This is a genomic window from Cellulosimicrobium sp. So1_17, from assembly GCF_055181235.1.
Genome location: NZ_CM143702.1, coordinates 2,279,683 through 2,305,497 on the forward strand (window position 1 = coordinate 2,279,683; position 25,815 = coordinate 2,305,497).

Here is a 25,815-nt window from a genome sequence, read left to right on the forward strand (position 1 = left end):
TGGCGCCGCCGTCGCGCACCGGACCTGAGACGGGCCGCGACGCCCGCCGGCACGGTGACCGCGGAGAGGTGGCAAACCGCAGGCAGCGGCGATCCCCGGGCGACCCTCAGGCCCGGTAGTCGTGCACGAGCCGGACCGCGCCGGCCTGCACGCCCTTGGTCCCGGCGACGAGGTCGCCGTCCGCGACGCCGTCCTGGCCGGCGGGGTCGAACGCCTCGACGGAGCCGAGCACCCACGCGGGCAGGCCGAGCGTCGCGCAGCGCGAGAGGGCGGCGTCCGCGCCGTCCGCGCCCACGATCGCGACCATGCCGACACCGAGGTTGAGCGTGCTCTCCAGGTCGGTGCGCGGCACCCCGCCGAGCTCGCGCACGAGCCGGAAGACCGGCGGCACGTCCCAGCTCGCGCGGTCCACGACCCCGACGAGACCCGCCGGCAGGACGCGCGCGAGGTTCGCCGCGAGGCCGCCGCCGGTGACGTGCGTGAACGCGTGCACCTGCGCGGCCTCGTCGGCCGCGAGCGCGAGGCAGTCGCTCGCGTAGACGCGGGTGGGTTCGAGGAGCTCCTCGCCGACGGTCCGCCCGAGCTCGTCCACGTGGCGCTCGAGGCCCCAGCCCGCGTGCTGCAGCACCGCGCGCACGAGCGAGTAGCCGTTCGAGTGCAGTCCTGACGACGCGAGGCCGATCAGGACGTCCCCCTCGCGCACGCGGTCGGGGCCCAGGAGCGCATCCGCCTCCACGACGCCGGTCGCCGCGCCCGCGACGTCGTACTCGTCCGGGCCGAGCAGGCCCGGGTGCTCCGCGGTCTCGCCGCCGACGAGCGCGGTGCCCGCGACCTCGCACGCCGCCGCGATGCCGCGCACGATGCCGGCGATGCGCTCGGGCACGACCTTGCCGCACGCGATGTAGTCGGTCATGAACAGCGGCTTCGCGCCCACGACGACGATGTCGTCGACGACCATGCCCACGAGGTCGAAGCCGATCGTGTCGTGGACGTCCATCGCCTGCGCGATCGCGACCTTCGTGCCGACGCCGTCGGTGGACGTCGCGAGGAGCGGGCGGCGGTAGCGGGTCAGCTCGGCGGCGTCGTAGAGGCCGGCGAAGCCGCCCACTCCCCCGAGGACCTGCGGGCCCTGCGTGCGACGCACGGCGTCCTTCATGAGCTCGACGGCCTTGTCACCCGCCTCGGTGTCGACGCCAGCGGCGGCGTAGGTCAGGCCGGCGGGGGTCTTCGGCACGTCGGCAGTCACGGTCGTCGCTCCAGGTGTCACGGGATGGGAGAGGTGCGGTCGGGTCAGGGGTGCTGGAGCGCCCCGGCACCGCCCGCGGTCACGGAGAGCGACCGCAGGCCGTCCTCGGGGGCGCCGAGCGGCAGCTCGGCCTGCTCGAGGAGGTGCTTGCCGAGCTGGTCGTCCGGCGGGAGCTCGATCGGGTACTTCCCGGTGAAGCACGCGGTGCACAGCTGGGACGCAGGCTGCTCGGTCGCGGCGATCATGCCCTCGGTCGAGATGTAGCCGAGCGAGTCGGCACCGAGCGACTGCCCGATCTCGTGGGGCGAGAGCCCGTTGGCGATGAGCTCGGCGCGCGAGGCGAAGTCGATGCCGTAGAAGCACGGCCACTTCACGGGCGGCGAGCTGATGCGCACGTGCACCTCGGCCGCGCCGGCCTCGCGGAGCATCCGGATGAGCGCGCGCTGGGTGTTTCCGCGCACGATCGAGTCGTCGACGACGACGAGCCGCTTGCCGCGGATGACGTCGCGCAGCGGGTTGAGCTTGAGCCGGATGCCGAGCTGCCGGAGCGTGTCCGACGGCTGGATGAAGGTGCGGCCGACGTACGCGTTCTTGGTGAGCCCCTGCCCGAACGGGATGCCCGACTCGGCGGCGTACCCGACCGCGGCGGGCGTCCCGGACTCCGGCACGGGGATGACGAGGTCGGCGTCGACCGCGTGCTCGCGCGCGAGCTGACGACCCATCTCGACGCGGGCGGCGTGGACCGAGCGTCCGTTGATCGCGGTGTCGGGACGCGCGAGGTACACGTACTCGAACACGCAGCCCGCGCGCTCGATGGGTGCGAAGCGCTGCGAGCGCAGGCCGTCGGCGTCGATCGCGATGAGCTCGCCCGGCTCGACCTCGCGCACGAACGACGCGCCGACGATGTCGAGCGCCGGGGTCTCGCTCGCGACGACCCAGCCACGCTCGAGGCGGCCGAGCACGAGGGGGCGCACGCCCTGCGGGTCGCGCGCGGCGTAGAGCGTGCGCTCGTCCATGAAGACGAGCGAGAACGCACCGCGCAGGCGCGGCAGGACCTCGAGGGCGGTGGCCTCGAGGGTGTGGTCGGCGTCGCCCGCGAACAGCGCGGTCACGAGCGCGGTGTCCGTGGTGTTGCCGCGCGCGAGCTCACCGCGCCGCTGGCTCCCGTACCGCTCGGCGACGAGGTTGACCAGCTCGGCCGAGTTGGTGAGGTTGCCGTTGTGACCGAGGGCGACGGTCCCGGACGCGGTGGCGCCGAGCGTCGGCTGCGCGTTCTCCCACGTCACACCCCCGGTGGTGGAGTAGCGGCAGTGCCCGACGGCGATGTGCCCCGTCAGGGCGTTGAGCGCCGTCTCGTCGAACACCTGGGAGACGAGTCCCATGTCCTTGTAGACGAGGATCTGCTCGCCGTTGCTCGTCGCGATACCGGCCGACTCCTGCCCACGGTGCTGCAGGGCGTAGAGGCCGAAGTAGGCGAGCTTGGCGACCTCCTCGCCGGGCGCCCAGACCCCGAAGACGCCGCAGGCGTCCTGGGGGCCCTTCTCGCCGGGCATGAGGTCGTGGTTGAGAAGTCCATCTCCGCGGGGGGCCACGTACCTCAGTCTCTCACGGGGGCGCCCCCGTCCGGAGAACGCGCCGGCGACCGCTCCGGAGAACCGCCGGCAGACCGGCGCGGGGTCGTTCACCGGAGCGTTACGTCGTCTCACCAGACAGTCAGGGGTTCCGCGGAGTGGTCGCCTCCCGCTTGAATCTGGACTTACCCGATCGCGGCAGTCCAGTTTGCCGTGCGAGACGCCCTCACGGGCCCCACCGAAGGACGAGACAGATGCGACGCCACCGGACCACGTTCCCCCTCGCCGCCGCCGCCGCGGCCACCGCGCTGGTCCTCACCGCCTGCGCGCCGACCGCCGTCGACGGCTCCGGCGGTGGCGACGGCGACGCGTCGGTCGAGCCCACCACGCTCTCGCTCGTGGGCTTCGCCGTACCCAAGGCGGGCAACGACGCGGCCCAGGAGCTGTGGGCCGAGACCGAGGAAGGCCAGGGCGTCACCTGGGAGACGTCGTACGGCGCCTCGGGCGACCAGAGCCGCGCCGTCGCCGACGGCCTCGAGGCCGACTACGTCCACTTCTCGCTCGAGGGCGACGTCACGCGCCTCGTCGAGGCGGGGATCGTCGCCGACGACTGGGACGCGGGCGAGAACGCGGGCATCGTCAGCCAGTCCGTCGTCGTGCTCATCGTGCGCGAGGGGAACCCCGAGAACATCCAGGGCTGGGAGGACATCGTGAAGCCGGGCATCGAGATCGTCACGCCGAACCCGGGCTCGTCGGGCTCGGCCCGGTGGAACATCCTCGCCGGCTGGGGCAGCGTCATCGCGAACGGCGGGACCGAGCAGGACGCGACCGAGTACCTGCGCCAGTTCTTCACCAACGCCGTGGCGCTGCCCGGCAGCGGGCGCGACGCCACGACGACCTTCACGGCCGGGACGGGCGACGTCCTCCTCTCCTACGAGAACGAGGCGATCCTCGCCCGCCAGAACGGCGAGACGTTCGACTACGTCGTCCCCGACCAGACGCTGCTCATCGAGAACCCGGCGGCCGTCACGGTCGACGCCGACCCGAAGGCGCAGAGCTACCTCGACTTCGTCCTCACGCCCGAGGGGCAGCAGGCGTTCGTGAGCAAGGGCTTCCGCCCGCTCGTGGGCGAGGTGGAGGGCGAGGTCGAGGGAGCCAACGACCCGAGCGACCCCTTCCCCTCCATCCCGTCCCTGCTGACGATCGAGGACGACTTCGGCGGCTGGTCCGCGACCAACGAGAAGTTCTTCGGCGACGAGGGCCTCGTGACGACGATCCAGACCGAGACCGGGAAGCAGTGACCCGTGACCTCCACCCTCGCTGAACGACCGGGCCGGGCGGCGCGCGAGCGCCCCCCGGCCCCGGCCGCGCCCGGCCGGGACGGCCGTGCCCGCCGCCGGACGCGCAACGGCCCGTACCGGCTCACGGCCGTGTCGCGCCTCGGGCTCGGCGTCTCGCTCCTCTGGTTCTCCGCCCTCGCGCTCGTGCCGCTCGTGGCCGTCCTCGTCGAGACCTCCGCGGGCGGCTGGCCCGCGTTCGTCGCGGCGATCACGCAGCCCCAGACGGCGGCCGCGCTCACGCTCACCGTGTCCCAGGCGCTCGCCGTCACGGCCGTGAACGTCGTCATGGGCACGCTCGTCGCCTGGGTCCTCGTGCGCGACGCCTTCCCGGGCAAGCGCATCCTCGAGGTGCTCATCGACATCCCGTTCGCCCTCCCGACGATCGTCGCCGGGCTCGTGCTCCTCGCGCTCTACGGGCCGTCCGGGCCGCTCGGGGTCGACGTCGCGAACACGCGCGCCGCCGTCTTCCTCGCGTTCCTGTTCGTCACCCTGCCGTTCGTCGTGCGCAGCGTCCAGCCCGTGCTGGCCGAGCTCGACCGCGACGTCGAGGAGGCCGCGTCGTCCCTCGGTGCGACCCGCGCCACGACCTTCCGCCGGGTGATCCTGCCGGCGCTCGCCCCCGCGATCACGGCCGGAGCGGCGCTGTCCTTCGCGCGGGCGATCAGCGAGTACGGCGCGCTCGTCCTGCTCTCCGGCAACCTGCCGATGCGCACCGAGGTCGGCTCCGTCCGCATCCTCAGCTACCTCGAGAACGGGCAGCCCGAGCAGGCCGCGGCCGTCGCGTCCGTCCTGCTGCTCGTGTCGCTGCTCGTCATCGCGACGATCCAGCTCGTCCAGAGGAGGGTGGCCCGCCGTGGATAGCTCTCCCTGGGTGCGCCGCACGCTGCGCGCCGTCGTGGTCGTCTACCTCGTGATGCTCGTGGGCTGGCCGCTGACCCTCGTAGTGCGCGGCGCGTTCGCCGACGGTCTCGAGACGCTGCGCACCGCGCTGTCCGACCCGAGCGTCGTCTTCGCGCTCCAGCTCACGGCGTCGGTCGCGGTGCAGGTCGTCGTGATCAACACGCTCTTCGGCGTCGGGATCTCGATGCTGCTCGTGCGCTACGACTTCCCCGGCAAGGCGCTGCTCAACGCGCTGCTCGACCTGCCGCTGTCCGTCTCGCCGATCGTCGTGGGTCTCGCGCTCGTCCTCGTGTACGGCCAGGACGGCTGGTTCGGACCGGCGCTCGAGGACGCGGGGCTCCAGGTGGTCTTCGCGCCGCCCGGCATCGTCATGGCGACCGCGTTCGTGTGCCTACCGCTCGTGATCCGCGAGGTCGTCCCCGTGCTGACCGAGATCGGCACCGACGAGGAGCTCGCCGCGACGAGCCTCGGCGCCACCTGGTGGCAGACGTTCCGCCGCATCACGCTGCCCGCGATCAGGTGGGCGGTCGTCTACGGCGTCGTCCTCACGCTCGCCCGCGCGCTCGGCGAGTTCGGCGCGGTGAAGGTGGTCTCCGGGAACTTCGAGGGCCGCACCCAGACGTCGACGCTCCTCGTCGAGCAGCGCTACCAGGACTTCGAGCAGGGCACCGCGTACGCGGTCGCGTTCCTCCTCGCGTCCGTCTCGGTCGCGTGCATCGTCGCGGTCACCTTCCTGCGCTCGGACACGCCCACCGCCGTCGCCTCCCCCGCCCGCCCCCGCACCACCCACCCCGCGAAGGCCACCCCATGAGCATCGAGATCCGGAACGTCCGCAAGACCTTCGGCGACTTCGTCGCGCTCGACGACGTCTCCGTCTCCGTCCCGACCGGCCGCCTCACCGCGCTCCTCGGCCCGAGCGGCGGCGGGAAGTCGACCCTCCTGCGCGTCGTCGCGGGCCTCGAGCAGCCGGACTCCGGCACCGTCGAGATCGAGGGCCGGGACGCGACGAACCTGCCCGCCCGACGGCGCAACGTCGGCTTCGTCTTCCAGCACTACGCCGCGTTCAAGCACCTGAGCGTCGCGCGCAACGTCGCCTTCGGGCTGGAGATCCGCCGCACGCCGAAGGCCGAGACTGCCGAGCGCGTCGACGAGCTGCTGCGCCTCGTCCACCTCGAGAGCTTCGCGCACCGGCTCCCGTCGCAGCTCTCGGGCGGGCAGCGCCAGCGCATGGCGCTCGCCCGGGCGCTCGCGATCCGCCCGAGCGTCCTCCTGCTCGACGAGCCGTTCGGCGCGCTCGACGCGAAGGTCCGCAAGGAGCTGCGCGACTGGCTGCGCCGGCTGCACGACGAGATCCCGGTGACGACCGTGTTCGTCACGCACGACCAGGAGGAGGCTCTCGAGGTCGCCGACGAGATCGTCGTCGTCAACGAGGGCCGGATCGAGCAGGTCGGCACGCCCGACGACCTCTACGACCGACCCGCGAACGACTTCGTCATGAGCTTCCTCGGCCCGGTCACGCGGCTCGGCGGGATCCTCGTCCGTCCGCACGACATCCACGTCGAGGTGCTGCCCGACGGCGCCCCTCCCGCGGGCGTCGCGCCTCGCCTCGGCGGCCCGTCCGCCGTGGGCGCCCCCGTGGACGGGGTCGTGACGCGCACGACGCGCGTCGGCTTCGAGGTGCGCGCCGAGGTGACGGCCGAGGACGAGGTGGTGAGCGTCGTCGTGACGCGGGCCGAGGCCCGGACACTGGGCCTGGAGGCCGGGGTCGCGGTGCGGCTCGCACCCGCGGAGGGCGCGCCGACGTCCCGGGTCCCGGCGGGAGTCGCCGGGGCGGGGTGAACCGGGTCGGCCGACGCGCGGGGGCACCCCGCTCCCCTATCCTGCGTCGGTGGACCGCACCCGCTCGCGTCACCGCCGCGAGCGCGGCGGCTTCCGGTTCGTCGAGGTCGACACCGGCCTGCGATCGACTCTCCTCGGCGGGCTGGCGACGGCGAGCGGCGCGTTCCTCGGCGGGCTCGTGGTCGCCCTGTTCGCCCTGATGGGTGTCGTCGTCGGCGGTGGGGAGCTGCTCGGCGGGATGCGGTTCGAGCTCGAGGAGCTCGGGCGAGGCGTCCTCGGCTGGTGGGCCCTTCTCCTCGCCCTCGCCGCCGCCTTGTTCGTGCCGCTCCGCGCGGCCTCGACGTCGCTCCTCGCGCGCGATCTCGTCGACACGGGACGTCCTCGCACGCAGGTGCCGCCCCGCGCCGTCCGCGAGCGCGTCGCGCGGTCCAGCCCGCCCGGTGCGGTCACCGGGCTCCTGTGGACGACGCTCGGCGTCGCGGTGCTCGGTGGCGGCGGCATCGGCGCGGCGATGCTCGCGTCCGACGACGGGCACGGCCCCGCCGTCCTCCTCGCGGGGGTCGTGCTGGCGGCCGCGAGCGGGCTGGGACTCGTCGCGACGCGCGGGTGGCGTGAGCGCTGGGAGGTGACGCAACGGCGGGTCCGCACGACCTGGGGCGGGAACGAGGAGCGTGCCGCCGAGGCTGCCGAGCGGCGCGTGCGCTCGATGCTGGGCCCCGAGCCCGTCACCACGGAGGCCAGGGCACGCGAACGGGTCGGTGCACGACGGCGGAGGGTGGCGAGCGCCGTCGTCGGGATCGGCGGGGCGGTCGGCTTCGTCATGTTCATGGCCGGCCTCCTCGTGCGCCAGCCCGGGAAGCGAGCCCCGCGCCGGTACTACGGTCCGGCGGGAGAGACGGCGATCGACGTGCTCGTCGGCGTCGGGGGCGCCCTCGTCGCCGCAGCGCTGCTCGCTCTCGCCCTCTGGCTCGCCGCGACGGTCGTCCGGGCCGCGCACCACGAGCGTCGGGTCCGCGCCGCGCTGCGGGTCGAGCCGCCGACGCGGACGCTGCCGGACGCCGTCGTGCTGGACGTCGCCCACGCGCAGCACTCGGCAGCGGGGTGGGCGGCGATCGGCTGGATCGCGCTGCTCGGGCTCGTCTCCCCGGTCGCGGTCGCGGCGGTGTCCGGGAGCATCCCGGTGCCGTGGTCGGCGGGGGCCGTCCGCGCAGCGGCGGTCACCGGTGTGCTGTCCGGCCTGGTCGCGGTGGGCTACGTCGTCGCCGACGTGCGACGCTCCGCCGTGCTCCGGGCGCAGGTCCGGTCCCGGTGGGCGCCGGGTGACGGGTCGCCCACCTGAGCGACGCCGACCCGGCAGGTCCGTGGATCAGCGACCGCGCAGGCTCCGGCGGTCGGCGATCACGGCCCACACACCCGCGACCGCGGCGCCGAGCGCCGTGCAGGTGAGAAGGATGACGGAGAAGTAGACGCCGGGCTTGAACACGCCCTGCGCGGCGTCGGACTGCAGCCACGCGCCACCGACCCCGAGCCCGACCACGAGGCCGAGGACGATCCCCACCGTGAAGAACGCGCGGTAGCGCGGCGCACGACGCACGGTCGTCGGGTCGACGACCTCCTCGATTTCGACCTCGTCGGCGGGCACGTCGGCCGCGTCGTCGGCGGTCGGCTGGGGGCCGGGAACCGCGTCGGACGCCGCGCCGCCGGGCCGGTCGTCGGACCGGTCGTGGGGAGCGGAGGACTGCTGGGAGCTCACGAGGACGACCCTACCTGCGCTGCCTGGGAGCTCGATGCGAGCCGGACGCACCGCGACCCGGGTCCGTCGGACGGAACCCGGGTCGCGGTCTCGATCAGCGCGTCAGGGGCGCGTCACCCGCAGGTGATGCCCTCGAACGTGACCTTGTGCTGCTCGTAGCGGGGCGTGGCACCCGGCACGTACCCGGCGACGGTCACCGAGCCGTCGTCGAGCGAGGCCTGACGGGTCGCGTACGACTGGTACGCCGCCGTCCCCGGCTGGACCGCGGCGAAGCGCTTCTCGCCGAACGGCGTGTAGTGCCGGACGTCGATCGCCACGTCCTCGCCGTTGGTGGCCCGCACCGCGAGGTAGGCCCTGCCCGCGAGGCAGCGTGCCTCGGCCGTCACCGTGAGGTCGACGCCCGTCGGCTGCTCGGCCGCCTCGACCGTCACGGGGATCCGCGCGGCCGTGCCGCTCGGCTCCGCGACGACCCACAGGTCGTAGGAACCCTCCCCGGCGTCGTCCGGCACGGTCGCCGTGAGCGTCGCCGCCCCGTCGGTCACCGTGGCCGTCCCGACGGCGTCGCCCGGGTTCTCCGGGTCGAACACCCCGTCGGCCGGGACCAGGTACCCCGTGACCGCGGTGTTCTGCGGCGACCCGAGCGACGTGAGGTCGAGGCGCGACAGCGCGACGCTGACGTCCTCGCCCGCCGTGACCGGGCCGGGCAGCGCGTCGACGATCACGCGCGACCGCGCGAACGACGGCTCGATCGGGGCGTCCGCCGAGTTGTCCGCGAGGTACGCGATCCACGCGTCACGGTCCACGAGACCGGAGTCGCGCGGGTCCGTGCCCTCGGTGAACACCCGGAAGTTGTCACCGCCGGTCGCGAGGAACGAGAACGTCGCGACGCGGTACTCGCCCGCGGGGTCGATCGGCTCGCCGTCGATCGTCACGGAGAGCACGTTGTCACCAGGGGCGGCGTTGCCGTCCGCCGTCGCCGCCGTCCAGCTCACGTTGTCCGACAGGCCGAGCGCGAGGTATGGGCGGGACGGCCGGTTGCCGTTCGCGTCCGTCTGCCACTGCTGCTCGAGCATCGTCACGACCTGCTCGCCCGTGAGGGTCACGGTCCACAGGTTGTTGACGAACGGGAGCACCGCGTTCGCCTCGGCGTACGTGATGACACCGTCGTCGCCGTAGAGCAGCTCGCCGCGCAGGCCGCCCGGGTTGACGACGCCGAAGTCGGCGCCCCCGCGGTCCGGGTCGGCGAGCGTGTCGCGCAACGAGTTCGCGACGAGGTTGCCGAGCGCCGACTCCGACGCGCGGTCGTCCCGACCGGTCGTCGGTGCCGGGCCGGACCCGACGTAGACGCCGTTCACGTACGAGCCGCCCGTGAAGGCGGTCGTGATGTCCGCGGTCACCTCGCCCACCGGCTGCGAGCCGATGACGTCGGCCTCGGCGAGCGCCGGGTCGAGCACGTCCTTGACCGCCTGCACGCGCGGGTAGGTCGCGACGAGCTGCTCCCACGGCGTCGTCGTGCGCGGCACGTTGACGACGTCGTAGCTCACGACGTCGGCCGTCGTGTCGTCGACCTCGAGCGTGACGTGGCCGATGTTCTCGCCGTAGCTCCCGGTCTGGATGACCGGGCGCGTGCGGGTCTCGTCACCGGGGACCGGCGCCTCCCACGCGTACTGCTTGTGGGTGTGGCCGTTGAAGATCGCGTCGACCGACGGCGCGGTGCCCTCGACGATCTCGGCGAACGTGCCGCCTGCGGCGACCTCCTCCTCGAGCGTCGCGCCGTCGGGCGTGCCCGCGCCCGCGCCCTCGTGGTAGAGCGCGACGAGCACCTCGGCCTCGCCGTTGGACTCGTCGCCGTCCTGGAGCTGGGCGGCCACCCGGTTCACGGCCTCGACGGGGTCGCCGAAGTCGAGGTCCGCGATGCCCGACGGCGTGACGAGCGTCGGGGTCTCCTCGGTCACCGCGCCGATGAGACCGACGCGCACGCCGTCGATCTCGAGCACGTCGTACTCGGGGAGCGCCGCGTCCTGCGTCCCCTTCACGTAGACGTTCGCGCCGAGGTAGTCCCAGTCCGCCGCGTCCGTCACACGACCGGTGAGGTCGTCGAAGCCCTGGTCGAACTCGTGGTTGCCCACCGCGGACGTCTCGAGATCGAGGGCGTTGAGCACGTCGATCGTCGGCTGGTCCTGCTGCGACGCGGACGCGAACAGGGACGCCCCGATGTTGTCGCCGACGGAGATGAACGCCGTGCCCTCGGGGTTCCCGGCGCGCAGCTGCTCGATCGTGCCCGCGAACGAGAGGGTGTTGTTCGTGACGACCCCGGTCTGGGCGTTCGTCACGTACGGCTCGATGCGGCCGTGGAAGTCGTTGATCGCGAGCAGGTCGATCGTCGTGGTGCCCGGCCCGACGTCGCCGCCCAGCTCGAGACCGACCAGGACCGGGTCGTGGTCGGACGACCGGAACGGCGTCGTGTCGTAGAGGATCGACGCGTTGTAGTTGTAGCGGCTGTACTCGTTCGCGATGGGCTCGACCGAGTTGACGTTCCACACGTCGGTGCCCGTCACGACGCCGGCGGCGGCCTCCGAGGCGAACACGTGGTCGAGCGACCCGACGTAGCCGTCGAAGAGGTAGGTCTGCTCGCCGGTCGTCGCGCCGAGGTCGACGTAGCCCGCGTCCTTGAGGACCTCGAGCGGGTCCTCCATCGAGTACGAGTTGAAGTCGCCTGCGAGCAGCACCTTGTCGGTCCCCGCGTCCGCCGCGACGTCCTCGGCGAAGCCGACGAGCGCCGTCGCCTGCGCGACGCGCGACGCGTTGAACGCGCCCTGCCCGTCGCCGGAGTCCTCGTCGCCCGGCAGGACGGGGTCGCCCGAGCCCTTGGACTTGAGGTGGTTCGCGACGACGAGCACGTCGTCGTCGGTCGTCGCCGACCCACCGGCCGGCTGGAACACCTGCGCGAGCGGCTCGCGCGCGTTGACGAACGCCGCGTCGTCGAGCAGGACCTGCGACTCGCCGACCGGCTCGGCCGCGTCGACCTGGTAGATGTAGGCGAGCCGGATGACGTCCTCGTCGTCGGGCAGCGCTGCCGGCGAGGGGACGAACGCCCACTCGTCGGCGCCCGCGGCGGTGTTGAGCGCGTCGACGAGGTCGGAGAGCGCCTGGTCGCGGTCCTTCCCGAACGGCTCGGAGTTCTCGATCTCCATGAGCGCGACCACGTCGGCGTCGAGCGCGTCGATCGCCGCGACGATCTTGGTCTCCTGGCGCTCGAGGTTCGCCGCGTCCGCCGCGCCGCGCGCGGCACAGCCGGTGCGGACCGTGATCGGGTTGTCCGCGCGGTCCGTGTAGTACTGGCAGCCCGTGAGCTGGTCACCGGTCGTCGTGAAGTAGTTGAGGACGTTGAACGTCGCGACGCTCAGGTTCCCGCCCACCTCGGCGGGCGCGGCCTCGCGCGTGTCCTCGAACGTCGCCGGCTGGACCTCGTCGGCGTTGCCGCCGTCGCCCGCGCGCAGGTGCGTGAGCGGCTGGAAGGTCCACGCGTCGAACCGGTAGTCGAGGATCACCGCAGAGGTGAACGTGACGCCCGCACCGACGCGCGCCGGGGCACCGCCCGTGAGGTAGGGCAGCGGGATCCCCTTGTTGGCGGCGCTGTTGAAGTTGGTCGTCGCGCCGTCGTCGAGCACGACGCCGCGCGCAGCCCGGTCCGCGACCGCGGCCTGGGCCTCGGCGGACCCGGGACGCCCCGCCGACGTCGGCTGGAGGAACGGGTCCGTCCCCGCGGCGAGCAGGAACGAGCCGTAGTAGTTCGTGTCGTAGTTGTCGGCGATCGTGAAGTCGCCCGCGGGCTGGACGAGCATGCCCTCGAGCGGCTCGCGCTCGGCGTCGGTCGCGGGGAACGCGACGTCGGCGGCCTTCACGGCCTCGGCGGGCTCGTCGAGCACCGACCAGCTGCTCGCACCGGGCGTGATCTGCGTGAGCGTGAAGTACTCCGAGACGGTGCCGGTGACCTCGACGTGGTCGCCGACCTCGAGCTGCTCTGCCGCGGCCTTCGAGTACACGAAGATCGCGTCGGACGCGTCGTGGTCGTCGCCCAGGTCTCCGCCCGTGCCCTCGGTCTGGACGTACAGGCCGTCGTAGCCGCCCGTCGGGTACGTGGCGGTGACGACGCCGCGCGTCGTGACGGTCTGCCCGACGAGCGGGCTGGCCGCCCCCGTGCCCTGGATGTCCGCGATCGGGACGACCTCGCCGGGCTCCGGGTCGGGATCCGGGTCGGGGCCGCCGTCGCCGCCGGAGCTCGTCGGCGTCACCGCGTCGAGGACCGCGAAGTCCGCCGCGTTGTCGTCGGTGTCCGCGAAGCCGGTCCGGTTGAGCGAGCCGCCCGCGGTGTTCGCCCGTCCCGCGGGCGCCGCGGCCGACTCGTAGGTGTTCGAGCTGCCGTAGCCGAGGAGGTCCACGACCTGGGCCTGCGCCCCGACGACGTCGCCCACCGGGAGGGTGACCGCGCCGGGCGCGGACACGAGGGCGATGGTGCCGTTCTGGCCCTGGAAGTTCAGCCCGCCGGAGGCGTCCGGCTCGGGCAGCGCCGCCCCGGTGCTGCCGTTCGACCCACCGGCGACGAGGTAGTAGCCACCCGCCTCGATGGTGCCGGTGAGCGCGACCGTGCCGTTGGAGGCACCGGTCCCCGTCGCGGACCGGTACTGGACGGACCAGCCGTCGAGCGTCACGTCCTGCGCGGTGGGGTTGTAGAGCTCCACGAACTTGTTCGTGAACGGGGCGTTGGCGCTGCCGCCGCTCAGGTAGGCCTCGTTGATCACGACGCCGGAGCCGTCGACGGCGGTCGGCAGGGAGCCCGCCGCGGTGGCGGCGGTCGCCGACAGGGGGACGGCGAGCGCCGCGCTCAGCGTCGCTGCCACCACCTTTCCCCGTCGGTTCCCGCGCTGCGGCGGGAGGTGGTGGTGGGACACGCTGACTCCTTCATCTCGTGCGGACGGCCCCGGAGCCTCGCGTCGGTGCCAGGGCGCGGACGCGACATCCCTGATGCCAGGGTCATCGCAGCGCACGCGGATGAACGGACGGTTGCTGCCGGATCACCACCGCGAGAACGACACCGCACGTCGTCGTGCCGCGTCGGCCCCGCGAGCGGCGGCCGATCATCCACCGGACGCTAGTCCCCCGGGCCGCCGGTCGCCAGGCCGGCGCCCAGAACGTTACGCACCGGTAACACGTCGTCCCCGCAGCACTGTGGGCGGAGGTGCGTCAGCGGGGCCGGGCAGCCTGGAGCGGCAGGAGCCAGGACAGGTCGGCCCGCTCGCCCGACGCGCGGACCCGGCCGGCCGCGACCGCGTCCGCCCAGGCGAGCTCCCCCGTCGCGAGGCCGAGCCAGGTCTCCGTATCGGTCTCGACGACGTTGGGCGGCGTGCCCCGCGTGTGGCGCGGACCCTCGACGGCCTGGACGGCACCCGCGGGCGGGACGCGCACCTCGACCGCGTGACCCGGCGCGACGTCGGCGAGCTCCTCGAGCGTGAACCGCACCGCGGTCGTCACGTCCCGGCGCTCGGCGTGCCCGTCGCGCCACGCCGCGAGGGCGAGACGTCCGACGGCGGGGTCGGTGCGGCGTCGGGCTGGCATGGGACCAGCCTAGACAGCCGCCCACGTGGCCCCTGACCTCGTTGCCGCCCCGAAAGCGCGCCCCCGCGGTCTGCGCTGACGCCGCAGCATGTTCACCCGGTCCTGCCCCGGGGATGCCCTATCGAAGGGAACCGGTCGGACGTTAGGCTCCCCAGGCATCAACATCCTTGACAAGGGGCAGCGATGGAGATCGGCGAGCGGCTTGCGTCACTGGCGACAAAGGTCGAGCAGCAGAAGGCATCGATCGCAACTGAGGAAGCGACGAAGAACGCTTTCGTCATGCCGTTCATCTCACTGGTGCTGGGGTACGACGTGTTCAACCCCAACGAGGTGATCCCTGAGTTCACCGCGGACGTCGGGACGAAGAAGGGCGAGAAGATCGACTACGCCATCGTGAAGGACGGCGAGCTCCAGATGCTTATCGAGGCCAAGACGGTCGGGTCCCCGCTCAGCCTGAACCACGCCTCGCAGCTGTTCCGCTACTTCGCGACGACGAACGCCCGCATAGCGATCTTGACCAACGGGCAGCACTTCCATTTCTTCACGGACCTCGACAAACCCAACCGGATGGACGAGAAGCCGTTCCTCCAGCTGGACCTGCTCGACCTCGACGAGACGCTCATCCCGGAGGTCCAGAAGCTCACCAAGGACGCGTTTGACCTGGAGTCGATCGTCAGCGCCGCCGAAGAGCTCAAGTACATCGGCGCACTCAAGCGCGCTCTGACTTCCCAGTTCCGCGAGCCGGACGACGAGTGGGTCAAGGCCTTGACCAACCAGGTCTACGACGGCTCGTTCACCCAGAAGGTCAAGGAGCAGTTCCGAACCTTGGTCACCAAGGCGATGAAGCAGTTCCTCGCCGACCAGGTCAATGACCGCCTCAAGGCGGCGCTCGGCGGCCAGACCTACGCCGACACGACCGTGCCGATGACTGGGACCGAGGCCGCCGAGGAGAGCATCGCCGAGGCCAAGGCGTCCGACGAACGCGGCATCGAGACCACGCTCGAGGAGGTCGAGGGCTATCAGATCGTGCGTGCCATCGCCTGCAGCGAGGTCACACCTGCCCGGATCGTCCACCGCGATACGAAGAGCTACATGGGCATCCTGCTCGACGACAACAACCGTAAGCCGATCGCCCGCCTGCACTTCAACACGGGCAAGAGGTACCTAGGACTGTTCGACGAGAACAAGGTCGAGACACGACACCCGATCACCTCGCTGGACGAGATCTACGAGCACGCCGAGCACATTCGCAAGACGGTCCACCGGTACCTGTAGGCAGGTAGTCGGCGACGAGCGAGTCGCTCGGCACGGGCCGAAGAGAGATCTGCAAGCCAGCGGTGCATTCGTCCGGCCCGAGGCCTCCTCCCTGCGCGCTGGAGGAATCGCCGGTTCGTAAAGTGCTCAGTCCAGGTTGAAGAGCACGCGGCGGTCCACGACGGACGCCTCGCGCAACGTCACGCGGACGGGGTCGCCGAGCGGGAGGTCCGCGCCCTCCACGGGCGCGCGCACCGCTGGGTCGGCGAGCACGACCTGTCCACGACGCTCGGGCCCGGCACCGGTCTCGCCCGTGCGCTCCCGGCGACGGTCACGCTCGCGGTCGTCCTCGACGTCGACGACGACGCCGTCGAACACCTCTCCGACACGCCCGGAGAGCAGCGCCGCCTCGACGACGTCGACGATCGCACGGTCGTAGGAGCTCGCCCGCTGCCCGGTCCGGGCCATCGTGCGCGGCAGCCCCGGCAACGCGTCGAGCACCCAGCGCGGCACCGGCTCGTCGGCGCACAGCGCGAGGCACACCTCGGTCCCGTACCGGTCGACGAGGCGGCGCAGCGGGGCGGTGACGTGCGCGTACTCGGCGGCGATGGCCGCGTGCGCGGCGTCGTCGGGCACGCCCGGCTCCTGGCCCGTACCGCCGAACGCCTCGTACGACGCCCCGCGGAACAGGCTCGTCGCCTCGGTGAGGAACGCCGCGTGCCGGGGCTGCGCGGAGTCGAGCGTCGGGACGAGGTCGCCGTACGCGACGTCGCGCGGCCAGTCGATGCCGAGGGCGCGAGCGGTGCGGCGCAGGCGGGCGACGTCACGCTCGTCGGCGTCCGGCAGCGCGCGGAAGATCCCCACGCCGCCGTCACGCATGATGCGCGCGGCGGCGATGCCCGTGAGGAGCGAGACCTGCGCGTTCCACCCCTCGGCCGGGAGGGTCGCGCGGAAGACGAGGCCGAACGAGCCGTCCTCGTGCGCGACGATCTCCTGCTCCGGGACCTCGAGCGAGACGCCGCCCCGGTCACGCTCGCGCGCGCGGCGCAGCTCGCCGACCACGCGCAGCAGCGCGAGCGTGCCGGCGGTCTCGTCCGAGCCGGCCGAGCCGCCCGGACCGACGGCGCCGTCCGCGCCGTCCAGGTCGCCCGTGCCGTCCACCCCCGCTGCGACCGGTACGAGCGCGTCGATGCGCGCCTGCGCCTCCTCGTACGTGAGCCGGGCGCGCGAGCGCACGACCGCCCGGCGCACGGTCGCGTCGACGATCTCGCCGGACGCGTCGAGCACGATCCGCCAGGCCGCAGCACGCCGGTCCTCGTCCGGCAGCAGGCTCGCCGCGCCCTCCGAGAGCGCGGCGGGGTGCAGCGGCGTGCGCTCGTCGGGGGCGTAGAACGTGCTCCCGCGCTCGTGCGCCTCGGTGTCGACCGCACCGCCGGGCTCCACGAACGACCCCACGTCGGCGATCGCGTAGTGCACGACGTAGGCCGCGCCGTCCTTCGCACCGGCACCCGCCGGCTCGAGGAACAGGGCCTGGTCGAGGTCCATCGACCCGGGTGGGTCGATCGTGAGGAACGGGAGGTCGCGCAGGTCGGCCCGGCCGTCGCTGCGGGCGGGGCCGCCGGAGTCACCGAGGCCGTCCGCCGCCGCGCGCGCCCCTGCTTCCTCCGCCTCGGCGACGACCTCCGGCCCGAAGGCCGCGGGGATCTCCATCTCGCGCCGGAGCGCGGCGAGCGCCGAGCGGACGCCCCGGTCGACGTCGGGGGCGGGGGCGAGGCGGACCTGGGGGCTGGGCACGAGACCGACCCTACCGAGCCCTGCCGGGCAGGGCAGGGCCGCACCTGTCCGGGCCGGACGACGCGCGGGCCAGCCCGTCCCACCGCCCGGCCCGCGCGTCCGCTCAGAGGTCCCGCGTGCCGAACCGGTCGCGTGACCCTGTCACCGCTCCCCCGGCCGCGGCGGCCAGCTCCGCGCGCACCTCCGCGCGCAGCCGGCCCTGGTTCTCGGGGTCGGGCGCCGCGCCGAGCAGCAGCTTCGTGTACTCGTGCTGCGGGTCGAGGATGACCTGGTCGGACGGGCCGCGCTCGACGACCTCGCCGCGGAGCATCACGATGATCTCGTCGGAGAAGTGCCGGGCCGTCGCGAGGTCGTGGGTGATGTAGAGGACGCCGAGGTTCTCCTCGCGCTGCAGCCGCGCGAGGAGGTTGAGCACCCCGAGGCGGATCGACACGTCGAGCATCGACACCGGCTCGTCCGCGACGAGGAACCGCGCGCCGGGCGCGAGCGCGCGGGCGATCGCGACGCGCTGGCGCTGCCCGCCCGACATCTCGTGCGGCTGCTTGGCCGCGTAGACGTCGGCCGGGGTGAGGTTGACGCGCTCGAGCAGGTCGTGGACGCGACGCTCGACGTCGGCCCTCGACCGCGCGACCTTGTGGATGCGCAACGGCCGCTCGAGGTGGTGCCCCACGGTGTGGAACGGGTTGAGCGACGCGAACGGGTCCTGGAAGACCATCTGGACCTGGTGCCGGTACGCGTCGAGCGCACGGCCACGGGTCGCGGACGGCTTCCCGTCGAGCAGGACCTCGCCCGAGCTGGGTGTCTCGAGCTTCGCGATCATGCGCGCGACGGTGGACTTGCCCGACCCGGACTCCCCGACGACCGCGATCGTCTTCCCCGGCTCGAGCGTGAAGGACACGTCGTCCACCGCGCGCAGCGTCGACCGCCGGAACCCGCTGCGGACGCGGAAGTCCTTGACGAGGTTGCGGACCTCGAGCGTGCTCATGCGTGCCGCCCTTCCTGGTGCTCGCCCGTGCGCACGAACGCGCCGCGGTCGCCCGTGAGGCTCGGGAACGACCCGAGCAGCTTGCGCGTGTACTCGTGCTGCGGACTCGCGTAGAGGTTCTCCGCGGTGTCCAGCTCGACGATCTCGCCGCGCAGCATGACGGCGATCCGGTCGCTGATCTCCAGGAGCAGGGGCAGGTCGTGCGTGATGAACACGACGGCGAACCCGAGCCGCTCGCGCAACCGCATGATCTCGCGCAGGATGCCGCGCTGGACGACGACGTCGAGCGCCGTCGTGGGCTCGTCCATGATCATCACCTGGGGGCTGAGCGCGAGCGCCATCGCGATCATCACGCGCTGGCGCATCCCGCCCGAGAGCTCGTGCGCGTAGGAGTCGAGCCGTCCCGGGTCCACACCGACGAGGTCGAGCAGCTCCGCGGCCCGCGCCGCCTTCTCGCGCTTGCGCATGCCCGGGCGGTGGGTCGTGAGCACGTCGTAGAGCTGGGCCCGCACGCTGATGACCGGGTTGAGCGAGTTCATCGCGCCCTGGAACACCATCGAGACCTTGTCCCAGCGGTAGGACCGCAGGGCGTCTCCCCCGAGCGCGACCACGTCGATGTCGCTGCCGCCCTGGTCGTGGAACGTCACCTCGCCCGAGGTGAGCAGCGCCGGCGCCTTGAGCAGCCGGTTGAGCCCGTACGCGAGCGTGGTCTTGCCGCAGCCCGACTCGCCCGCGAGCCCGAGGATCTCGCCCCGGTGCAGCGTGAGGGACACGTCCTTCACCGCATGGACGACGGGGCTCACCTCGTAGTCGATCGAGACGTGGCGTGCGGTGAGGACCGGCTCCAGGCCCGCGACGTGGGCGTCGTGACCGGACGACGTGAGCGGCCCGGCCGAGGTCGTGGCGGTCATGCTCGCACCCTCTCCTTCTCGTCGGCGGTGCCCGTGGCGGGCGTGGGTCCGTCGTCGACCGCCCGACGGCGCGCGCTCGCCGCGTCGTCGTCCGCGGTGGTGTGGCCGGTCACCCCGAGCCCCGCCCTGCGCGCCTTGTGCACGCTCTTCACGGCGGCGGGGGCGTTGCGCAGCTTGGGGTTGATGATCTCGTCGATGGCGAAGTTCACGAGCGAGAGGCCGGCGCCGAAGACCGCGATCATGAGGCCCGGCGGGACGAACCACCACCACGCCCCCGCGCTCAGCGCGTTGCCGCCGTACGCGTCCATGATCATCGTCCCCCAGGTGATCGAGCCGTTGGGTCCGAGCCCGATGAAGGACAGGCCTGCCTCCCCGAGGATCGCGAGGATCACCGCGCCGAGAAACTGCGCGGCGAGCAGCGGGAGCAGGTTCGGCATGATCTCGACGAGCACGATGCGGAGGGTCTTCTCGCCCGCGACGCGTGACGCCGCGACGTAGTCGCGGGTGCGCAGCGACCGCGCCTGCGAGCGCAGGATCACGGCGGACCCGGCCCAGCCCGTGATGCCGAGGATGAAGGCGACGAGCCACAGGCTGCGGCTCTCGGCGTAGATGGCGATGACCATCATGAGCGGCAGGCCCGGGATCACGAGCATGACGTTCGTGCCGAGCGACAGGAACTCGTCCGTCCAGCCGCCGACGTACCCGGCCACGATCCCGAAGACGAGCGAGAGCGTGATCGCGATCGCGGCGGCGACCAGCCCGACGAGCAGCGATCCCTTCGCGCCGTACGCGAGCTGGGCGAGGACGTCGTAGCCGAGCTTCGTCGTCCCCAGGAGGTGCTCCGCGCTCGGGGGCTGCAGCGCCTCGTTGCCCGAGAACCGCGGGTCCTGCACGACGTACGGGGCCAGGAACGCGAAGAGCGTGATCCCGATCGTGATGACGAGACCGACCGCGAGCTTCACGGAGAACGACGGGAGGAGCTGGCGGAACCCGCGGCGCGCCGTCTGCCCGGTCGGTGCCGCGGTGCCGACGGCGCTCGCCTCGACGACCGCGCTCTCGACCGGCTGGGGCGTCCCCTCGTCGGCGGGCAGGCCGTCGACGGCCGCCTCGTCGAGGGGTACCGCCGGACCGGCGTTCTTGACGAGCTCCTGCTCGCGGATGTCGTCAGCCATTGTGCCGCGTCCTCGGGTCGATGAAGCCGTACACCAGGTCCATGAAGAAGGTCGCCACCAGCACGGTGAGGGTGATGACGAGGAACAGGCCCTGCATGAGCGCGTAGTCGTTGCCCTGGACGGCCGTGATCATGAGCTTGCCGAGGCCGGGGTACGTGAACACCTGCTCCATGACGATCGCGCCCGTGACGACGAACGCGAGCGAGATGCCGAACCCGGCGATCGACGGCAGCGCGGCGTTGCGCGTCGCGTAGGTGAGGAGGATCCGCGACTTCCGCAGCCCCTTGGCCTCGGCCGTCGTGATGTAGTCCTCCGACATCGTCGAGACCATCATGTTGCGCATCCCGAGCAGCCAGGCCCCGAACGACGAGAGCACGACCGTCAGCGCGGGGAGGAAGCCGTGGTAGATCACCGAGCCGACGAACGCCCAGCTCAGCTCGGGTCCGTCGAAGGTGAAGACGTCGTACCCGCCGATACGCGGGAAGACGGGGTTCTGCACGGCGAAGAGGTAGGCCAGCAGGAGGGCGACCCAGAAGTACGGGAGGGACTGCAGGAGCGTGGAGGCCGGGATGAGGTTGTCCACCCACGTGCCGCGGCGCCACCCGATCCACGCGCCGCCCGCGATACCGATGACGAACGAGATGACCGTCGCGATCCCGAGCAGGCCGATCGACCACGGGAGCGCTGCCCCGATGAGCTCGGTGACCGGCGTCGGGAACTTCGTGACGGAGACCCCGAGGTCCCCCTGCAGGATGTTGCCCCAGTAGGCGACGTACTGGTCCCACAGGGACTGGTCGGTGTCTGCTCCGAGGAGGAGCCGGATGGTCTTCTCGACCCCGGGTGCGACCTCGCCGCTGCGGGCCATCTTGGCCAGCATGATGTCGGCGGGGTCGCCCGGCATGAGCCGGGGGATCAGGAAGTTCAGGGAGATGGCAGCCCACAGGGTGAACGCGTAGAACGCGATCCGCCGGGCGTAGTACTTCATCGGGTGCTTCCCTCGCTCATCACGGCTCCTCCTCGGTGCGGTTCAGCGGAGCGTCACTCGGCGGGCTTCAGGTTGCCGAGGACGTAGCCCGCGGAGACCGAGCCCCACGACGGCGGGAAGGCGTAGAGGTCGTCCTCCGTGGGCCAGCCCGTGTAGTCCGTGTCGTTGAAGAAGGTCTGCGTCGCGTTGATGACGAGCGGGATGTACGGCAGGTCGCGCGTGATCTCCGCCTGGATCGTGGCGTAGGCCTCCTGCTTCGCGGCCTCGTCGTTCGTCGCGGCGGCCGCCTTCACGGCCTCGTCGACGACGGGGTTGGCGTAGCGCGAGAAGTTCCACTCGCCCGGCTCGAGCTGCGTGCCGACGGCCTGCGTGTAGTCGCCCGAGAACCAGTCGCGGTAGATCTGGAACGGGTCGGCGACCGAGGTGCCGATGACGCCGCCCATGATGAGCTGGTAGCTGCCGGACTGGCGCGAGTCCGAGAACTCCTGCCAGCTCACCGTGCTCGCCGTGACGGCGATGCCCGCGGCCCTGGCCTGCTCCTCGATGAGCTTGGCGGCGTCGTTGTAGTCGGTCCAGCCGTCGACCGAGGTCAGCGTCAGCTCGACCTTCTGGCCGTCCTTGGCGTAGATGCCGTCGTCGCCCTTGGCGTAGCCGGCGTCCTCGAGGATCTGCCCGGCCGCATCGACGTCCGCCGTCTGCGGGCTCTCCTTCTCCACGTCCGGCGAGATCCACTCGTCGTCGCGGCCGAGGAGGGCGAACGTCGGGGAGACCGTCCCGGCGAGGCCGACGAACGCCTTGTCCGTGATCGTGCCGCGGTCGAGGGCGAGGTCGAGCGCCTGGCGCACCGCGACGTCCGTCTGCGGGCCGGTGCAGCCGAGGTCGGCGTTGGCGCACGTGTAGAGCACCGTCGGGTCCTGCGGCGTGTTGATGTAGCCGGTGGGGCCGCCGGACGAGGCGACGGCCTCGGGGTCCGGGACGAACATGCCCGCCCAGTCGAGGTCGCCCGCCTTGAGCAGGTCCTCGGCGGACTGGTTCGCGTCGATGCCGAGGTAGCGGACCTCCTTGACGGCGGGCTTGCCGTCCTGCCAGTAGTCCTCGTTCGCGACGAGCGTGTAGGCGGCGTCCGAGGTCGTCTTGACGGTGTACGGACCGGTGCCGACGGGCTCCTCGTTGGTGAAGGTCGTCATCTCCTCGGCCGACTTCTCCGACCAGACGTGCTCGGGGATCATCCACGAGGCGCCCAGGAGCGCGAACTCGTTGGTGTACTGCGGGCCGTCGAACGTGAGGACGACCGTCGACTCGTCGGTCGCCTCGGCCGACGTGACGTAGGCGGGCTTCGACGCCTCGTTGGTGAACGAGAAGACGACGTCGTCGACGGTGAAGTCCTCCCCGTCGTTCCAGGTCACGCCCTGACGGATCGTCACCGTGAGCTGCGTGCCGTCCTCGTTCCACTCGAACGACTCACCGAGCATCGGCGTCGGCTCGGCCGCCTGGGCCTTGTTGTAGACGAAGAGCGTCTCGTAGACCGGGCCGAGCGCGCCGTGCAGCACCGTCGGCGCGAAGGGGTTGAAGTTGGCGACGATCGGGGTCTGGGAGCCGGCCCACACGTTGAGCACCCGGCCTGCCGTCGCGCCGTCCTCGCCCTGGTCGTCCCCGCTGCTCGAGCAACCCGTCGCCAGGAGGGTCACGCCGGTCACGAGCGCAACCGCCGTGAGCAGACGCTTGCGCGCCGTGCTTCGAATCATCATCGGTCCTTTCGCATGGACGACGCGCCGTCGCGTCGTTCGTCGTGCGCCCGGAGGCGTGTGCAGGAACACTAACTAATTCGATGCTGCCCTCACGGCAATACGACAGGAAAGTTACCTAACTGATACACGTCGGCAACGGACGGCGCGATCCCGCCCGACGGCGGCCCTCGCTCAGCCCGTGCGGGTCGCCGTGTCGAGCGCTGCGCGGGCGGCCGCCGCGACGGCGGGGTCCGTGACCTCGTAGCCGGCGTCGCCGCCACCCCCCGGGCCCGCGTCGTCGGCGACGACCCCCTTCGCCGAGAGGTGGACGGCGTCGACACCGACACCGACGAGGGCCGCGACGTCCTCGACGCGTACTCCCCCGCCCCCCATGACCTGGACGGCCCCGCCGAGCGGCCCCCGCGCGCGGGCGGCGAGCTCGCCCAGCCGGCGCGCCCCGTCGATGCTCCGCGGCGCACCGCCGGAGGTCAGCACGCGGCGCACCCCGAGGCCGGCGAGGACGTCGAGCGCGAGCAGCTGGTCCGCGACGACGTCGAACGCGCGGTGGAACGTGACCTCCGCGCCGCCCGCGGCCGCGACGAGAGCGCGCAGCGCGTGCGCGTCCACGACGCCGTCCGGGGTGAGCGCTCCGACGACGACGCCGCTCGCCCCTGCCTCGACGGCCGCCCGGACGTCCCGCACCTGCAGGTCGACCTCGTCGGCCGAGTAGACGAACCCGCCCGGCCGGGGCCGTACGAGGACGTGGACCTCGGGCCCGGGTACGCCCGCGGCGCCGCGCGACGCGTCCAGCGCCGCGGCGAGCAGGCCCACGCTCGGCGTGAGACCGCCCGTGGCGCCGAGACCGACGCACAGCTCGACCCGGCGCGCGCCGACCGAGGCCGCGACGCGCACCCCCTGCGGGTCCTGGACCGCGAGCTCGAGCGCGACGTCGCGCCCACCCTGCGTGGTGGCGCCTTCGTACCCGCTGGTCGTCATCCGTGCGCTCCCGTCGGCGTGCGACCGGTCGGCGCGCGCCCCGTGCGCGCACCCGACGTCCGGCCGCCCGCCAGGGTAGACGACGCGTCAGATGACCCCGAGCGCGATCATGGCGTCGGCGACCTTGGTGAACCCGGCGACGTTGGCGCCGAGCACGTAGTTCCCCGGTGCGCCGTACTCGTCGGCCGTCTCGACGCAGCGGTCGTGGATCCCCGCCATCGTCTGGGCGAGACGCTCCTCGGTGTGCTCGAAGGACCACGCGTCGCGGGACGCGTTCTGCTGCATCTCGAGCGCCGACGTCGCGACCCCGCCCGCGTTCGCGGCCTTGCCGGGCGCGAACAGCACGCCCGCGTCCTGCAGGAGCGCGACGGCCTGGGGCGTCGTCGGCATGTTGGCGCCCTCGGCGACGGCGACGACGCCGTGCGCGACGAGCTGCTTCGCGGCCCGCTCGTCGAGCTCGTTCTGCGTGGCGCACGGCAGGGCGACGTCCGTCGGGACGTCCCAGATCGAGCCGTCCGTGACCAGGTGGGCACCCGGCCGGCGGGCGACGTAGTCCGCGACGCGCCCCCGCTCCACCTCCTTCACGTGCCGGAGCAGCGCGAGGTCGACGCCGAGCTCGTCCACGACGTAGCCGGAGGAGTCCGAGAATGCGACGACGTGGCCCCCGAGCTGCTGCGCCTTCTCGATCGCATAGGTCGCGACGTTCCCCGAGCCGGACACCGTGACACGGCGCCCGTCCAGGTCGCGCCCGGTCGTGGCGAGCATGCGCTCGGCGAACAGGACCGTGCCGTAGCCGGTCGCCTCGGTGCGCACGAGCGACCCGCCCCAGCTGATGCCCTTGCCCGTGAGCACGCCGGACTCATACCGGTTGGTGATCCGCTTGTACTGGCCGAAGAGGTAGCCGATCTCCCGGCCGCCGACGCCGGTGTCGCCCGCGGGGACGTCGGTGTTCTCGCCGATGTGCCGGTAGAGCTCCGTCATGAAGGACTGGCAGAACCGCATGACCTCGCCCTCGGAGCGGCCGCGCGGGTCGAAGTCGGACCCGCCCTTCCCGCCGCCGATGGGCATCCCGGTGAGCGAGTTCTTGAAGACCTGCTCGAACCCGAGGAACTTCACGATGCCGAGGTACACCGAGGGGTGGAAGCGCAGCCCGCCCTTGTACGGGCCGAGCGCGGAGTTGAACTCGACCCGGAAGCCGCGGTTGATCTGCACGCGCCCCGCGTCGTCGACCCACGGCACGCGGAAGATGATCTGCCGCTCCGGCTCGCAGACTCGCTCGAGCACCGCGGCCTCGACGTAGCGCGGGTGCTTGTGCAGCACGGGTCCCAGCGAGTCGAAGACCTCGCGCACGGCCTGGTGGAACTCGGCCTCGCCGGGGTTGCGGCGCAGGACGTCGTCGAAGACGGACTGCAGTCGGCTGTCCATGGGTGCTCCTCGTCGGACGGGTGACGGAACCCTCGACGGTACGCCTGTACCAGTTGAACTCCGCCCCTCGTCCGCTCCGCGAAACGCCGCTCACCTGCGTTCCCCACGTCACGTCCGTCCACCGACTGAGAAACCCGACTGATCCGGTGCACTTTTCGTCGCCGGGTTGCTATACCCGTCACCAGGTCAAGAGCACCAGCGCCAAGCCCCGGCTCGCTGGTCGGCAACCCCCACGTCACGGCGGGGTGCTCCGGGAGATGACCAGGCCGCACGGGCACCCGCCGCACGCCGGCAGGACCCG

The 25,815-nt window shown here is 72.4% G+C and carries 19 protein-coding genes and 1 riboswitch; of the genes, 6 read left to right on the forward strand and 13 right to left on the reverse strand.

Annotated elements, in window-relative coordinates; genetic code table 11:
* Positions 1 to 106: 106 nt before the first annotated feature.
* A complete protein-coding gene (gene purM, locus ACZCLJ_RS10065) occupies positions 107 to 1,246 on the reverse strand; it encodes a phosphoribosylformylglycinamidine cyclo-ligase (RefSeq protein WP_463106329.1) in 1,140 nt (379 codons plus the stop codon).
* A gap of 44 nt (positions 1,247 to 1,290) precedes the next feature.
* The gene (gene purF, locus ACZCLJ_RS10070; RefSeq protein ID WP_454041647.1) at positions 1,291 to 2,838 is read right to left on the reverse strand and encodes an amidophosphoribosyltransferase; all 1,548 of its coding nucleotides are present in this window, start codon (positions 2,836 to 2,838) and stop codon (positions 1,291 to 1,293) included.
* 233 nt (positions 2,839 to 3,071) lie between these two features.
* Between purF and ACZCLJ_RS10075 the strand changes: the two genes are divergently transcribed.
* The 5 genes from ACZCLJ_RS10075 to ACZCLJ_RS10095 are packed head-to-tail and all read left to right on the forward strand — an operon-like array spanning position 3,072 to position 8,235.
* Positions 3,072 to 4,118: a sulfate ABC transporter substrate-binding protein gene (locus tag ACZCLJ_RS10075; protein ID WP_463103572.1), complete on the forward strand. Its 1,047-nt coding sequence runs from the start codon at positions 3,072 to 3,074 to the stop codon at positions 4,116 to 4,118.
* Between the two features lie 3 nt (positions 4,119 to 4,121).
* Complete coding sequence (gene cysT, locus ACZCLJ_RS10080; protein ID WP_463103573.1) at positions 4,122 to 5,018, forward strand: sulfate ABC transporter permease subunit CysT; 897 nt, start codon at positions 4,122 to 4,124, stop codon at positions 5,016 to 5,018.
* Positions 5,011 to 5,868 carry a sulfate ABC transporter permease gene (locus tag ACZCLJ_RS10085; RefSeq protein ID WP_463103574.1) on the forward strand — a complete coding sequence of 286 codons (858 nt, stop codon included), beginning with the start codon at positions 5,011 to 5,013 and terminating at the stop codon, positions 5,866 to 5,868. Before cysT ends, ACZCLJ_RS10085 begins: the two co-directional genes overlap by 8 nt.
* Positions 5,865 to 6,896, forward strand: a complete 1,032-nt coding sequence (locus tag ACZCLJ_RS10090) for a sulfate/molybdate ABC transporter ATP-binding protein (RefSeq protein WP_463103575.1) — start codon at positions 5,865 to 5,867, stop codon at positions 6,894 to 6,896. The genes ACZCLJ_RS10085 and ACZCLJ_RS10090 overlap by 4 nt, the downstream gene beginning before the upstream one ends.
* A 49-nt stretch (positions 6,897 to 6,945) precedes the next feature.
* A complete protein-coding gene (locus tag ACZCLJ_RS10095) occupies positions 6,946 to 8,235 on the forward strand; it encodes a hypothetical protein (RefSeq protein WP_463103576.1) in 1,290 nt (429 codons plus the stop codon).
* A gap of 27 nt (positions 8,236 to 8,262) precedes the next feature.
* Here the strand turns inward: ACZCLJ_RS10095 and ACZCLJ_RS10100 are convergent, their stop codons facing one another.
* The 3 genes from ACZCLJ_RS10100 to ACZCLJ_RS10110 form a co-directional block, all read right to left on the reverse strand.
* Positions 8,263 to 8,649, reverse strand: coding sequence for a hypothetical protein (locus ACZCLJ_RS10100; protein WP_463103577.1), 387 nt, complete (start codon positions 8,647 to 8,649; stop codon positions 8,263 to 8,265).
* A 113-nt stretch (positions 8,650 to 8,762) separates the two neighbouring features.
* Positions 8,763 to 13,601 (reverse strand): ExeM/NucH family extracellular endonuclease, encoded by a 4,839-nt coding sequence (locus ACZCLJ_RS10105; protein WP_463103578.1) that lies wholly within the window; start codon positions 13,599 to 13,601, stop codon positions 8,763 to 8,765.
* Positions 13,602 to 13,893: 292 nt separating this feature from the next.
* Complete coding sequence (locus ACZCLJ_RS10110) at positions 13,894 to 14,265, reverse strand: sterol carrier family protein (protein ID WP_463103579.1); 372 nt, start codon at positions 14,263 to 14,265, stop codon at positions 13,894 to 13,896.
* A 183-nt stretch (positions 14,266 to 14,448) separates the two neighbouring features.
* Here ACZCLJ_RS10110 and ACZCLJ_RS10115 point away from each other — a divergent pair, with 183 nt between their 5' ends.
* Complete coding sequence (locus tag ACZCLJ_RS10115; RefSeq protein WP_463103580.1) at positions 14,449 to 15,540, forward strand: type I restriction endonuclease; 1,092 nt, start codon at positions 14,449 to 14,451, stop codon at positions 15,538 to 15,540.
* Positions 15,541 to 15,666: 126 nt separating this feature from the next.
* Here the strand turns inward: ACZCLJ_RS10115 and ACZCLJ_RS10120 are convergent, their stop codons facing one another.
* The 8 genes from ACZCLJ_RS10120 to gdhA all read right to left on the reverse strand — a co-directional run bounded on the left by ACZCLJ_RS10120 (position 15,667) and on the right by gdhA (position 25,514).
* The gene (locus tag ACZCLJ_RS10120; protein WP_463103581.1) at positions 15,667 to 17,313 is read right to left on the reverse strand and encodes an RNB domain-containing ribonuclease; all 1,647 of its coding nucleotides are present in this window, start codon (positions 17,311 to 17,313) and stop codon (positions 15,667 to 15,669) included.
* A gap of 103 nt (positions 17,314 to 17,416) precedes the next feature.
* On the reverse strand, positions 17,417 to 18,298 hold the full coding sequence (locus ACZCLJ_RS10125; RefSeq protein WP_251152521.1) for an ATP-binding cassette domain-containing protein: 882 nt from the start codon (positions 18,296 to 18,298) through the stop codon (positions 17,417 to 17,419).
* Positions 18,295 to 19,209 carry an ABC transporter ATP-binding protein gene (locus ACZCLJ_RS10130; protein WP_463103582.1) on the reverse strand — a complete coding sequence of 305 codons (915 nt, stop codon included), beginning with the start codon at positions 19,207 to 19,209 and terminating at the stop codon, positions 18,295 to 18,297. Before ACZCLJ_RS10130 ends, ACZCLJ_RS10125 begins: the two co-directional genes overlap by 4 nt.
* A complete protein-coding gene (locus tag ACZCLJ_RS10135) occupies positions 19,206 to 20,381 on the reverse strand; it encodes an ABC transporter permease (RefSeq protein ID WP_463103583.1) in 1,176 nt (391 codons plus the stop codon). Before ACZCLJ_RS10135 ends, ACZCLJ_RS10130 begins: the two co-directional genes overlap by 4 nt.
* A complete protein-coding gene (locus tag ACZCLJ_RS10140; protein WP_463103584.1) occupies positions 20,374 to 21,366 on the reverse strand; it encodes an ABC transporter permease in 993 nt (330 codons plus the stop codon). Before ACZCLJ_RS10140 ends, ACZCLJ_RS10135 begins: the two co-directional genes overlap by 8 nt.
* Before the next feature lie 53 nt (positions 21,367 to 21,419).
* A complete protein-coding gene (locus ACZCLJ_RS10145) occupies positions 21,420 to 23,111 on the reverse strand; it encodes an ABC transporter substrate-binding protein (protein WP_463103585.1) in 1,692 nt (563 codons plus the stop codon).
* A gap of 174 nt (positions 23,112 to 23,285) precedes the next feature.
* Positions 23,286 to 24,089, reverse strand: a complete 804-nt coding sequence (locus ACZCLJ_RS10150) for a copper homeostasis protein CutC (protein WP_463103586.1) — start codon at positions 24,087 to 24,089, stop codon at positions 23,286 to 23,288.
* An 87-nt stretch (positions 24,090 to 24,176) separates the two neighbouring features.
* Entirely contained in the window at positions 24,177 to 25,514 is a 1,338-nt protein-coding gene (gene gdhA, locus ACZCLJ_RS10155; protein ID WP_251152527.1) for an NADP-specific glutamate dehydrogenase, read from the reverse strand.
* Between the two features lie 184 nt (positions 25,515 to 25,698).
* Positions 25,699 to 25,801: riboswitch (SAM riboswitch) on the forward strand.
* Positions 25,802 to 25,815 lie beyond the last annotated feature (14 nt).

Bases quoted from the DNA above. Each gene is read 5' to 3' on its own strand.
- ACZCLJ_RS10075 (WP_463103572.1), top strand. From the start codon at position 3,072: ATGCGACGCCACCGGACCACGTTCCCCCTCGCCGCCGCCGCCGCGGCC.
- ACZCLJ_RS10090 (WP_463103575.1), top strand. From the start codon at position 5,865: ATGAGCATCGAGATCCGGAACGTCCGCAAGACCTTCGGCGACTTCGTC.
- ACZCLJ_RS10110 (WP_463103579.1), bottom strand. From the start codon at position 14,265: ATGCCAGCCCGACGCCGCACCGACCCCGCCGTCGGACGTCTCGCCCTC.
- ACZCLJ_RS10115 (WP_463103580.1), top strand. From the start codon at position 14,449: ATGGAGATCGGCGAGCGGCTTGCGTCACTGGCGACAAAGGTCGAGCAG.
- ACZCLJ_RS10125 (WP_251152521.1), bottom strand. From the start codon at position 18,298: ATGAGCACGCTCGAGGTCCGCAACCTCGTCAAGGACTTCCGCGTCCGC.
- ACZCLJ_RS10130 (WP_463103582.1), bottom strand. From the start codon at position 19,209: ATGACCGCCACGACCTCGGCCGGGCCGCTCACGTCGTCCGGTCACGAC.
- ACZCLJ_RS10135 (WP_463103583.1), bottom strand. From the start codon at position 20,381: ATGGCTGACGACATCCGCGAGCAGGAGCTCGTCAAGAACGCCGGTCCG.
- ACZCLJ_RS10140 (WP_463103584.1), bottom strand. From the start codon at position 21,366: ATGAAGTACTACGCCCGGCGGATCGCGTTCTACGCGTTCACCCTGTGG.
- ACZCLJ_RS10145 (WP_463103585.1), bottom strand. From the start codon at position 23,111: ATGATTCGAAGCACGGCGCGCAAGCGTCTGCTCACGGCGGTTGCGCTC.
- ACZCLJ_RS10150 (WP_463103586.1), bottom strand. From the start codon at position 24,089: ATGACGACCAGCGGGTACGAAGGCGCCACCACGCAGGGTGGGCGCGAC.
- gdhA (WP_251152527.1), bottom strand. From the start codon at position 25,514: ATGGACAGCCGACTGCAGTCCGTCTTCGACGACGTCCTGCGCCGCAAC.